This is a genomic window from Aeribacillus sp. FSL K6-8394 (genome assembly GCF_038008865.1).
GTDB classification, from domain to species: Bacteria; Bacillota; Bacilli; order Bacillales; family Aeribacillaceae; genus Aeribacillus; species Aeribacillus composti.
Genome location: NZ_JBBPAA010000001.1, coordinates 1,134,761 through 1,146,686, shown reverse-complemented (window position 1 = coordinate 1,146,686; position 11,926 = coordinate 1,134,761). Strand labels below are relative to the sequence as shown.

Sequence of the window (11,926 nt, the reverse complement as noted above, 5' to 3'; positions counted from 1 at the left end):
TGAACGTATGGGTAAAATGCGAGTATATGAATATGCAAAACAACAAAATATAACGAGCAAAGAAGTAATCCATACATTAAAAGAAATGAATATAAATGTTGCAAACCACATGTCAATGATCGACAGCAATACAATTGAAAAACTCAATGGACGATATCAAAAGGAACAACCTAAGAAAAACGTTCAAAAAGATCATCAACCAAAACAAAAGGCAGAAAAGCATGCAGCATATGATGACATTTCATATGATGACGATGGTGATATCGTATTGAACAAGAAAAAATCAGGCACAAAACCTTCTCCAAAGGAACGCAAACAAAACGTTCCGATTCAACAAACGAAACATAAAAACAAAAAAAATGGAAAGAAAAACAAAAAAGCGGTTCAAAATGAAGCTCCAAGCAAAAAAGAATTGCCGTCCAAAATTACGTATCAAGGCTCTTTAACAGTCGCTGAGCTTGCCACCAAACTCCATAAAGAACCGTCAGAGATCATTAAGAAGCTCATGATGCTCGGCGTCATGGCAACAATCAACCAAGAACTGGAGAAGGACATTATCGAACTGATCGCTTCTGAATACGGTGTTGAAGTGGAAGAAGAAATTGTTTTCGATGAAACAGAATTTGAAAAGTATGAAATCGAAGACAAGGAAGAAGATCTTGTCAGCCGTCCTCCTGTTGTGACAATTATGGGGCATGTTGACCATGGGAAAACGACTCTTTTAGATTCCATTCGAAAAACAAAAGTGGCTGAAGGCGAAGCTGGAGGCATTACGCAGCATATCGGCGCTTACCAGGTTGAAGTGGAAGGGAAAAAGATCACATTTTTAGATACACCTGGCCATGCAGCGTTTACAACAATGAGAGCCCGCGGTGCTCAATTAACAGATATTACTGTTTTAGTCGTTGCTGCAGATGATGGTGTTATGCCGCAGACAGTTGAGGCAATTAACCATGCAAAAGCTGCGAATGTGCCGATTATTGTAGCGGTCAACAAAATGGATAAGCCGACGGCAAATCCTGACCGTGTGATGCAGGAATTAACGGAACATGGCCTTGTACCGGAAGATTGGGGCGGCGACACGATATTTGTGCCAATTTCGGCATTAAAAGGTGACGGAATTCCTGAACTATTGGAAATGATCTTGCTCGTTGCGGAAATGGAAGAGTTAAAAGCGAATCCGAATCGTCTTGCAACCGGTACGGTTGTTGAAGCAAAGCTTGATAAAGGCAGAGGTTCAGTTGCAACATTGCTTGTTCAAAACGGAACGCTTCGTGTCGGTGATCCAATTGTTGTCGGAAACACATATGGACGGGTGCGTGCGATGGTGAATGATGTCGGAAAACGTGTAAAAGAAGCTTTACCGTCCACTCCGGTTGAAATCACCGGTCTTCATGAAGTTCCATTAGCCGGCGACAGATTTATGGTATTTGAAGATGAGAAAAAAGCGCGTCAAATCGGTGAAGCCCGTGCGAAAAAACAGCTGGAAGAGCAGCGCAGCGAAAAGACAAAGCTAAGCCTTGATGATTTATTTGAACAAATTAAGCAAAATGACATGAAAGAAATTAATTTAATCGTCAAAGCAGATGTGCAAGGTTCCGTTGAAGCTCTTTCATCAGCTCTTCAAAAAATCGATGTTGAAGGAGTAAAAGTAAAAATTATTCACACCGGTGTCGGTGCCATTACGGAATATGACATCATGCTTGCCTCTGCTTCCAACGCTATTGTGATCGGCTTTAATGTTCGCCCGGATGTGAATGCGAAGAGAACAGCGGAAGCGGAAAACGTCGACATTCGCCTTCACCGCATCATTTATAAAGTGATCGAAGAAATCGAAGCGGCTATGAAAGGTATGCTTGATCCTGAATACGAAGAAAAAGTGATCGGTACCCTTGAAGTGCGGCAAACATTCAAAGTTTCTAAAATCGGTACAATTGCCGGCTGCTACGTCACAGATGGTTCTGTTACACGCGACAGCGGCGTTCGCTTAATTCGGGACGGAGTCGTGATTTTTGAAGGAGAAATTGACACTTTAAAACGTTTTAAAGATGATGTAAAAGAAGTTGCTCAAGGATATGAGTGCGGACTTACGATTAAAAACTTTAACGATATTAAAGAAGGCGACACGATTGAAGCGTTCATCATGGAGGAAGTTAAAAAATAATGCTCGGGATGGTATCATGTGAATGCATGATTTTTGAAGCTTCTTCTTTAAAAGAAAAACGTGCAGTAGTGCAACGAATTATAAAAAGACTGCAAAACAAATTTAATGTCAGTGTTGCAGAAATCGGCTTTCAGGATGCATGGCAGCGGACCGAAATCGGCATTGCCTGCCTTGCATCGAGCCGCGCCATCGCGGAAAAAGAACTGAACCAGGCATTGAAGTTGATCGATTCTTTTCCTGAAATTGAACGAACCATTACAACATTTGACTGGTTTTAGCAAATGAGGTGATGAAATGAGCCTAAGAGCAAACAGAGTAGCTGAACAGATGAAAAAAGAGCTAAGCGATATTATTGGCAGAAAAATTAAAGACCCGAGAATTGGATTTGTAACTGTAACGGACGTTCGCTTAACAGGGGATTTGCAAATCGCTAAAGTATATATTTCTGTATTGGGAAATGAGGAACAGAAGGAAAACACGATGAAGGCGCTGGCGAAAGCCAAAGGATTTATCCGCTCTGAAATCGGGTCGCGGATTCGGCTGCGGAAAACTCCGGAAATTCATTTTGAATTTGACGAGACAATTGATTATGGCAATCGAATCGAATCATTAATCCATGAATTGAAAAAAGAAGAAAGAGATCATGAAAGCTGAGGCATCCCGTTTCACAATTGTGTAACGGGTTCTTTTTTCATGATTGCAGCTGGCAAAAGGAAGGTGTGACTGTGGACGGCGTTCTTCTCTTACATAAACCTAGAGGAATGACTTCAAATGATTGTGTCCAAAAAGTGCGCAAATTGTTTCGAACGAAAAAAGCGGGGCATACTGGTACATTAGATCCGGATGTCTCAGGCGTGCTCCCTATTTGCATCGGCAAGGCAACAAAAATTTCGTCATATTTAATGGCTGAGAATAAGGAATACATCGCTAAAGTAACATTAGGAGCTGCCACTGAAACAGAGGATGCTTCTGGAAGCATTATTGCTGTAAAAGAAGTAAAGCTCCCGCCATCAAAAGAGGAAATTGAACGAGTGCTGGAAAGCTTTCGCGGAGAAATTGAACAAATTCCGCCAATGTATTCTGCTGTAAAAGTGAATGGAAAAAAATTATACGAATACGCGCGTGAAGGGAAAGTAGTCGAAAGGCCGAAAAGAAGGGTTGTCATTCATGCCATGCACCTTTTAAGCGATATAAAACAACATGACAAAACGGCTTCCTTTTCCATTCAAGTCTCTTGCTCAAAAGGGACATATATTCGAACTCTCGCGGTCATGATCGGAGAAAAATTAGGGTATCCTGCTCACATGTCTGAATTGGTGCGAATAAGATCCGGCCGTTTTCATTTACATGACTGCGTCACGTTTTCTGCGGTCGAGCAATGTTTAAAAACGGGAGATTTGCCAAACGGTTTTCTTACCATAGAGGAAGCATTAAATCAATTGCCGAAAATTAAAATAAATGATACATTAGCAAAGAAAGTAAAAAACGGAGCGATGTTGGAAATGAACGAGGATTTCCAGCATATTGGACAAAATGATGTTGTAGCAATATGGAATAATCGAGAAATTATTGCCATATATAAAAAGCATTCAGAAAAAAACAATGTGCTTAAACCCGTCAAGGTGTTAAAAACGAATGAATAGGTAAGAAAAGGGGAACTTTCGGTGAAAATGATAAAAATAACACATCCACACCATTTGGCAAAACAAAATGTGCCGAAATCGGTAATGGCGCTCGGATTTTTTGATGGAGTCCATAAAGGGCATCAAAAAGTCATTCAAACAGCTAAACAGAAGGCTGAAGAATTAAATGTTGAATGTGCGGTGATGACATTTGATCCGCACCCATCCATCGTCTTAAAAAAAAATATTCAACAAATAGAATATATTACTCCTTTACAAGAGAAACTGAAGTTTATTGAAGATCTTGGAATTGATCGATTGTATTTAGTCGAATTTACAGAAAGCTTTAGCTCGCTTCAGCCTCAACAATTTGTCGATCAATATATTATCGGATTAAATGCCATTCACGTTGTGGCCGGTTTTGATTTTACATTCGGCCGGTTTGGAAAAGGAACAATGGAAACTTTGCCTTTCTATTCAAGAGGAGCTTTTACGCATACGACGGTTGAAAAGCTGACAGACGGTGAAAGAAAAATCAGCTCTTCCCTCGTTCGAAACGCGATTAAAAATGGTGATGTTTCTTATGCATGCTCTCTTCTAGGGCGGCCTCATCAAGTATCCGGAAAGGTAATCCATGGAGAAAAGCGAGGGCGGACTATCGGCTTTCCAACCGCAAATATTGAACTAAGCGAATCCTACATTACTCCTCCGACAGGGGTATATGCGGTCAAAATCAGCATGAATGGGAAGGAATATGCGGGCATATGCAATATCGGTTATAAGCCGACATTTCATGAAAAAAGACCGGACAAGCCGAGCATAGAAGTTCATATTTTTGATTTTCATGAAGAAATTTATGATATAGATGTGACCGTAAAATGGTTCAAACGAATACGCAGTGAACAAAAGTTTTCTGGTGTGGAAGAATTAATTGCCCAAATCAAACGGGATATCAAGGAAGCAAAAGATTTTTTTGAGCGGCTGACAGAATCGGATAAAATCACGGCTGAAAAAAATTTTTAATGGAACCTCCTTGCTTTTTCTTGGGAAAAATAGTATTCTTATTCTTGTAACTTTTAACCGCTGCGTGGCAACGCGAGTCACCGACGCTTGCTAGGTAGCCGGGGATTATATTTAGGAGGTGGACAAGGATGGCTTTAACTCAAGAACGGAAAAATGAAGTGATTGAGCAATTTAAAACACATGAATCAGATACTGGTTCTCCTGAAGTGCAAATTGCTATCCTAACTGAAAAAATCAACATTTTAAATGAGCATTTGCGCGTTCACAAAAAAGACCACCATTCACGCAGAGGTCTTTTGAAAATGGTTGGGAAACGCCGTAATTTGTTGACGTATTTGCGCAATAAAGATGTTGCACGGTACCGTCAACTCATCAATAAACTCGGTTTGCGTCGTTAAGTTGTATGGAAGCGGGAGATTTCCCGCTTTTTTACTGTATTCAAAAAAGTTTATGACAGATTACATAAAAACGATATAGATTGAAAAGTTTAAAAATAACATTTTTGTACAATCTTATGTGCGAAGATAGACTTTGTCAATGAAAGAGGGGTTCAAAACAAGTATGGATCAAGAGAAACATGTTTTTTCCATAGATTGGTCCGGACGGAAGCTGACTGTTGAAATCGGCCAGCTGGCGAAGCAAGCGAACGGCGCCGTTTTAGTCCGCTATGGAGATACGGTCGTTTTATGTACGGCAACCGCTTCGAAGGAAGCAAAAGGAGTGGATTTCTTTCCCCTAACGGTCAATTATGAAGAAAGGCTTTATGCTGTCGGTAAAATCCCGGGAGGGTTTATTAAACGAGAGGGTAGACCGAGTGAAAAAGCTATTTTAGCGAGCCGTTTAATCGACAGACCGATTCGCCCGCTGTTTCCAGAAGGGTTTCGCAATGAGGTTCAAGTAGTCAGCATGGTGATGAGCGTCGACCAAGATTGTTCTTCCGAAATGGCGGCTATGTTTGGATCTTCGCTCGCGCTGTCAATATCGGACATTCCGTTTGAAGGTCCGATTGCCGGTGTCACGGTCGGCCGCCTTGATGACCAGTTTATCATTAATCCAACTGTCGAACAGCTTGAGAAAAGCGATATCCATTTAATCGTAGCCGGCACGAAAGATGCCATCAACATGGTGGAAGCAGGAGCCAATGAAGTGCCTGAAGAAACGATTTTAGAAGCAATCATGTTTGGCCATGAAGAAATCAAACGTTTGATTGCATTCCAAGAAGAGATTGTAGAAAAAATCGGAAAAGAAAAAATGGAAGTCGAATTATATAAAATCGATGAGGAGCTTGAAAAAAGAGTTCGTGAAATGGCTCTTGCCGACTTATTGCAAGCTATCCAAGTGCCTGAAAAACACGCCCGCGAAGATGCTATTAATGAAGTGAAAGAGAAGACTGTCGCAATATTTGAGGAAGAAGAAGCAGATGAAGAAACGATTAAGCAAGTAAAAGAAATTTTGCACAAGCTCGTGAAAGAGGAAGTGCGCCGTCTCATTACAGAAGAAAAAGTGAGACCTGACGGACGAAAAATTGACGAAATCCGTCCATTATCGTCTTCCGTCGGAATTTTGCCGCGCACGCACGGTTCAGGTCTTTTCACCCGCGGTCAAACACAAGCTCTGTCTATTTGTACGCTCGGAGCTTTAGGAGACGTACAAATACTTGACGGACTCGGCGTAGAAGAATCAAAGCGGTTTATGCATCACTACAACTTCCCGCCATTTAGTGTCGGGGAAACCGGTCCGATGAGGGGGCCTGGCAGACGGGAAATTGGTCATGGAGCGTTGGGAGAAAGAGCGCTTGAGCCAGTCATACCTTCCGAGCGCGATTTTCCGTACACCATTCGTCTCGTTTCAGAAGTGCTTGAATCAAATGGTTCAACTTCACAAGCGAGCATTTGTGCAAGCACCTTAGCGATGATGGATGCCGGCGTGCCGATTAAGTCGCCTGTTGCTGGAATTGCAATGGGACTTGTAAAATCTGGTGACAACTATACGGTTTTAACAGATATTCAAGGCATGGAAGATGCGCTTGGTGATATGGACTTTAAAGTCGCTGGTACAGAAAAAGGCGTCACCGCGCTGCAAATGGACATTAAAATTAAAGGCTTGTCCCGTGAAATTTTAGAAGAAGCGTTAAAACAAGCTCGCAAAGGCCGCCTTGAAATTTTGAAATCGATGCTGGCGACAATCTCTGAACCGAGAAAACAATTATCGCCATATGCTCCAAAAATTTTAACCATGGTCATCAATCCGGATAAAATTCGTGACGTGATTGGACCTAGCGGAAAACAAATTAACAAAATCATTGAAGAAACAGGAGTAAAAATCGATATTGAACAAGATGGCACAATCTACATTTCTTCCGTAGACGAAGGAATGAATAAAAAAGCGAAGAAAATTATTGAAGATATTGTAAGAGAAATTGAAGTCGGACAAATGTATTTAGGAAAAGTTAAACGGATCGAGAAATTCGGCGCATTCGTGGAACTGTTTAACGGAAAAGATGGTCTTGTCCACATTTCTGAGCTTGCAGAAGAGCGGGTAGGAAAAGTGGAGGATATTGTGTCAGTCGGTGATGAAATTTTAGTCAAAGTGATGGGAATCGATAAACAAGGTCGTGTCAATTTATCAAGAAAGGCCGTTTTAAGGGACCAAAAAGAGCAGCAAAAGTCTTGACCGGAGCCAGGGAAAACCCGGCTTCTTTTCCATTTTTGCGGTTGACAGTTCTATCTTGTCCCCTTTTTTCATAGTTTTATAAGTGAAAAAGGGGATGTTGCGATGAAGCGAAAAAAAGGGAAAATAGCCATTTTTATATTGATCATACTTTTTTCTTATGTCATATTGGATAATCGTTATACATTGATCTTTCTTCAGCAATTAAAAGCAAAGCATGAATTGGCTGTATCTGGCGGAGATTCGTTGTATCAAGAAATCGTTGCCAAAGCAAAAGAGTATGAAATTCCTCCGGAAAATGCTGAAATACATAGAGTTTGGAAAAAAACGCCCGGTTATAATGGGCGATCAGTCGACATTGACGCATCGTATAAGAGAATGAAGAAAAAGGGTTCTTTTGATCCGAAGCTTCTTGTATTCAAGCAAATTCCGCCTTCTGTTCATTTAAGCGATTTGCCGAACGAAGCGATCTACCGTGGACATCCGGATAAGCCAATGGTATCCTTTTTAATAAATGTTGCATGGGGAAATGAGTATCTTCCTAAAATGTTGGCCGTGCTAAAAAAGCACCATGTCAAAGCGACGTTTTTTTTAGAAGGAAGATGGGTAAAAGAAAATCCTGAACTGGCTAAAATGATTGTAGAAAACGGCCATGAAATTGGAAATCATTCATACTCGCATCCAGATATGGCCCGCCTGCCGTCTGCAAGAATTAGACAAGAGATGGAAGAGACGAACAAAATCATCAAAGCGACGACAGGAAAAAACGTGAAATGGTTTGCGCCTCCAAGCGGCAGCTTTCGCAAGGAGGTCGTAGATATAGCGGCAGATATGAACATGGAAACGATCATGTGGTCTGTTGACACGATTGATTGGCAAAAGCCGCGGCCTGAAACGTTAATCAATCGAGTGATGTCAAAAATTCATAACGGCGCCATGATCTTAATGCATCCGACGTCATCGACCGCAGAGAGTCTAGATTCATTAATTAAAAAGATTAAAGAAAAAAATCTTTCCATCGGTTCACTTTCTAGTCTGCTGGATGAAAAACGTCTTGACTGATTGGAAGAACAGGGGGTTACAATTTGATCAAGAAATATACATGCCAAAATGGTGTTAGAATCATTTTAGAATCCATTCCGACTGTTCGCTCCGTTGCTATCGGAGTTTGGATTGGCACAGGTTCTAGAAACGAGACGAAAGAAACAAACGGCATTTCTCATTTTTTAGAGCATATGTTTTTTAAAGGAACAGAAAAAAGAACAGCTAGAGAAATTGCAGAAGCTTTTGACAAAATTGGCGGTCAGGTGAATGCCTTCACCTCGAAAGAATACACCTGCTATTATGCAAAAGTGCTCGATGAGCATGCAAATTATGCACTTGAAGTGCTGGCTGATATGTTTTTCAACTCAGTATTTGAAGAAGAAGAATTAAACAAAGAACGAAATGTTGTTTTAGAAGAGATCAAAATGTATGAAGATACTCCAGACGATATTGTGCACGATTTGTTAAGTCAGGCTGCGTTTGGCGATCATCCGCTTGGCTATCCGATTTTAGGCACAGAAAAAACTTTATCTAGTTTTACCGGCGATGCGTTGAAAAGCTATATGGAAAAATACTATACTCCTGACAATATCGTCATTTCAGTAGCTGGAAACGTTCAAGAAAGCTTTATTCAAGAGGTTGAGAAATGGTTCGGCAATTTTAAGTCGTCTCAAAAAAAAGAAAAATATAAGGAACCGGTTTTTTTGGACCAAAAAATCGCCAAGAAAAAAGAGACGGAGCAAGCGCATCTCTGCATTGGGTTTAAAGGGTTGAGAGTCGGTCATGACGACATTTACAGCTTAATTGTGTTAAACAATATTTTGGGCGGGAGCATGTCAAGTCGCTTATTCCAAGAGGTGAGGGAAGAAAAAGGGCTTGCTTATTCTATTTTCTCTTACCACACTTCATATGAAGACAGCGGAGTGCTCACAATATATGGTGGGACTGGAAGAAACCAGCTGAATATTTTATTTGAAACGATTTTTCAAACAATTGAAAAATTGAAAAAAAGCGGTATTACTGAAAAAGAATTAATGCATTCAAAAGAACAAATTAAAGGGAATTTAATGCTTAGTCTTGAAAGTACAAATGCAAGAATGAGCAGAAACGGCAAAAATGAGCTGCTCTTAGGCAAACATCGATCTTTGGATGAAATTATCGAAACGGTTAACCGTGTTGATATCATGAGCGTCAATGAACTTATTCAACACATTTTTACAGATGAATATGCTGTATCTTTAATTAGTCCGGAAGAGAATCTTTCTTCTGCAATTCCAGAATTAAAATGCCTGCTATGATGGATTGGCGGGCATTTTTTATTTGCCAAAAACGTATACATGTATGGAAAGCTATGTTCATCAGTTTCGAATCAATCTCTGCCTGTGAATATGTTCGTATATTTATAATGAAAGAGGGGAGCCAATACTATGCGTTTATCCGAGTTAAGCGGAAAAGAAATCGTCGATGTAAAACAAGCGGAACGTCTAGGCGTGCTCGGTCAAACAGACTTTGAAATCAATGCGGAAACCGGACAAATCACGGCGCTTATTATTCCTTCTTTAAAGTGGTTCGGTTTAAGGAAACAAGGACATGATATTCGAGTACCGTGGGAGCATATCAAAAAAATTGGTCAAGATATGATCATTATTGACGTACCGGAAAATTCCTTAAATAAAATTGATGACTAATGAAGATCCGCCGGCTAAAGAAGCCGGCTTTATTTTTTTGGCAATTTTTCGATGCGATTCACCTATCAACTGCCACCTACATAATATGCTTAAAACAGGGAGCTAATTATAGTTTTCGAAACTGAACTGAATTGCCATAAAGAAGGTGAAAAAAAGGATGTTAACTGGCTTAAACATTGCTGTAATTGGCGGTGACGCCCGGCAGCTAGAGGTGATCCGAAGGCTATCAGAGCACGATGCCAATCTATTTTTAATAGGATTTGATCAGCTTGAACATGGGTATACAGGATCAGTGAAAATAAACAGACATAATATTAGTCTGGAAGAAATGGATGCAGTAATATTGCCTGTTTCAGGAACCGGAAGCGAAGGACAGGTCGAAGCAGTTTTTTCCGCTGAAGAAATCGTACTGACAAGAGAAATGGTGGCCTCCACTCCTGAGTATTGCATCTTTTATTCTGGGATACGCACAAAATATTTAGAAGAGTTAATGGAAAAAGAAAAACGAAAGCTTGTACCGATACTGGACCGTGATGATGTAGCGATATATAATTCCATTCCGACAGTAGAAGGGACCATAATGCTCGTTATTCAACATACTGATTTTACCATTCATGGTTCGAACATTGCTGTTATCGGATTTGGACGGACAGGAATGAGTGTTGCCCGCACTTTTGCAGCATTAGGAGCTAATGTGAAGGTAGGCGCTCGCAAACAGAAAGATTTGGCCAGGATCACGGAAATGGGAATGAAGCCGTTTCATTTGAGTGAACTGAAGGATGAATTGTCGTCGATCGATATTTGCATAAATACAGTTCCAGCGTTGGTGTTGTCTTCTGATATTTTGGCAGCTATGCCTGTCCACGCTCTTATTATCGATTTAGCATCAAAGCCGGGGGGAACCGATTTCCACTATGCTGAAAAAAGAGGTATGAAAGCCATTTTAGCACCTGGTCTTCCAGGAATTGTTGCACCGAGGACAGCAGGCCAAATTTTGGCGAATGCGTTGACAATCCTTTTAACTGAACAGCATCAGCTTGAAAGGAGTATGGATAATGGAAGTGAAAGGTAAACGGATCGGATTTGGTTTAACAGGCTCTCATTGTACTTATGATGCGGTATTTCCGCAAATTCAAAAGCTCGTTGAAAAAGGAGCAAACGTTTTGCCAATTGTCACCTCGACCGTAAAGACGACAACAACTAGATTCGGGGAAGGAGAAGAATGGGTCAAAAGAATTGAAGAAGCGACTGGAAATCAAGTAATTGATTCGATCGTGGATGCCGAGCCTTTAGGTCCGAAAATTCCTCTTGATTGCATGGTCATTGCGCCGATGACCGGCAATTCGATGAGCAAACTGGCGAATGCCTTGACGGACTCTCCTGTATTGATGGCTGCAAAAGCGACTATGAGAAACCATCGCCCCGTTGTACTAGCCATTTCTACAAACGATGCTCTCGGGTTAAATGGCGTAAATTTAATGAAGCTAATGGCGGCAAAAAATATTTTCTTTGTTCCGTTCGGCCAAGATGCACCCCACCAAAAACCGAATTCAATGGTGGCGAATATGGATCGGTTAGTGGAAACAGTTGAACATGCGCTTGAACATAGACAGCTTCAGCCGGTTATTATTGAACATAAAAAATAATCAAACAAATAAAACGCTTTCATGAAAAATCGCTCATCACTTTTTTTGGCTACTGTGATACAATTAAAC

The 11,926-nt window shown here is 40.8% G+C and carries 12 protein-coding genes; all 12 read left to right on the top strand.

The genetic code is table 11. The features are described from left to right. Positions 1-7: 7 nt before the first annotated feature. The 12 genes from infB (at position 8) to NSR00_RS05185 (ending at position 11,857) form a co-directional block, all read left to right on the top strand. Positions 8-2,164 (top strand): translation initiation factor IF-2, encoded by a 2,157-nt coding sequence (gene infB / locus NSR00_RS05240; protein WP_340787462.1) that lies wholly within the window; start codon positions 8-10, stop codon positions 2,162-2,164. Next, positions 2,164-2,442 carry a DUF503 domain-containing protein gene (locus tag NSR00_RS05235; protein ID WP_063386705.1) on the top strand — a complete coding sequence of 93 codons (279 nt, stop codon included), beginning with the start codon at positions 2,164-2,166 and terminating at the stop codon, positions 2,440-2,442. Before infB ends, NSR00_RS05235 begins: the two co-directional genes overlap by 1 nt. Before the next feature lie 16 nt (positions 2,443-2,458). After that, positions 2,459-2,818 (top strand): 30S ribosome-binding factor RbfA, encoded by a 360-nt coding sequence (gene rbfA, locus NSR00_RS05230; protein WP_063386706.1) that lies wholly within the window; start codon positions 2,459-2,461, stop codon positions 2,816-2,818. Between the two features lie 71 nt (positions 2,819-2,889). Further along, positions 2,890-3,807: a tRNA pseudouridine(55) synthase TruB gene (truB, locus tag NSR00_RS05225; protein ID WP_340787458.1), complete on the top strand. Its 918-nt coding sequence runs from the start codon at positions 2,890-2,892 to the stop codon at positions 3,805-3,807. Between the two features lie 21 nt (positions 3,808-3,828). Further along, positions 3,829-4,809 carry a bifunctional riboflavin kinase/FAD synthetase gene (gene ribF / locus NSR00_RS05220; protein ID WP_340787455.1) on the top strand — a complete coding sequence of 327 codons (981 nt, stop codon included), beginning with the start codon at positions 3,829-3,831 and terminating at the stop codon, positions 4,807-4,809. 128 nt (positions 4,810-4,937) lie between these two features. Further along, on the top strand, positions 4,938-5,207 hold the full coding sequence (gene rpsO / locus NSR00_RS05215; RefSeq protein ID WP_063386709.1) for a 30S ribosomal protein S15: 270 nt from the start codon (positions 4,938-4,940) through the stop codon (positions 5,205-5,207). Positions 5,208-5,370: 163 nt separating this feature from the next. Continuing rightward, positions 5,371-7,482 (top strand): polyribonucleotide nucleotidyltransferase, encoded by a 2,112-nt coding sequence (gene pnp / locus NSR00_RS05210; protein WP_340787453.1) that lies wholly within the window; start codon positions 5,371-5,373, stop codon positions 7,480-7,482. Between the two features lie 102 nt (positions 7,483-7,584). After that, positions 7,585-8,541: a polysaccharide deacetylase family protein gene (locus tag NSR00_RS05205; RefSeq protein WP_340787451.1), complete on the top strand. Its 957-nt coding sequence runs from the start codon at positions 7,585-7,587 to the stop codon at positions 8,539-8,541. A 23-nt stretch (positions 8,542-8,564) separates the two neighbouring features. After that, on the top strand, positions 8,565-9,821 hold the full coding sequence (locus tag NSR00_RS05200; RefSeq protein ID WP_340787448.1) for a M16 family metallopeptidase: 1,257 nt from the start codon (positions 8,565-8,567) through the stop codon (positions 9,819-9,821). Between the two features lie 129 nt (positions 9,822-9,950). Then, positions 9,951-10,211 carry a YlmC/YmxH family sporulation protein gene (locus NSR00_RS05195; RefSeq protein ID WP_340787445.1) on the top strand — a complete coding sequence of 87 codons (261 nt, stop codon included), beginning with the start codon at positions 9,951-9,953 and terminating at the stop codon, positions 10,209-10,211. A 157-nt stretch (positions 10,212-10,368) separates the two neighbouring features. After that, positions 10,369-11,283, top strand: a complete 915-nt coding sequence (gene dpaA / locus NSR00_RS05190) for a dipicolinic acid synthetase subunit A (RefSeq protein ID WP_340787443.1) — start codon at positions 10,369-10,371, stop codon at positions 11,281-11,283. After that, complete coding sequence (locus NSR00_RS05185) at positions 11,267-11,857, top strand: dipicolinate synthase subunit B (protein WP_063386715.1); 591 nt, start codon at positions 11,267-11,269, stop codon at positions 11,855-11,857. The genes dpaA and NSR00_RS05185 overlap by 17 nt, the downstream gene beginning before the upstream one ends. Positions 11,858-11,926: the final 69 nt, after the last annotated feature.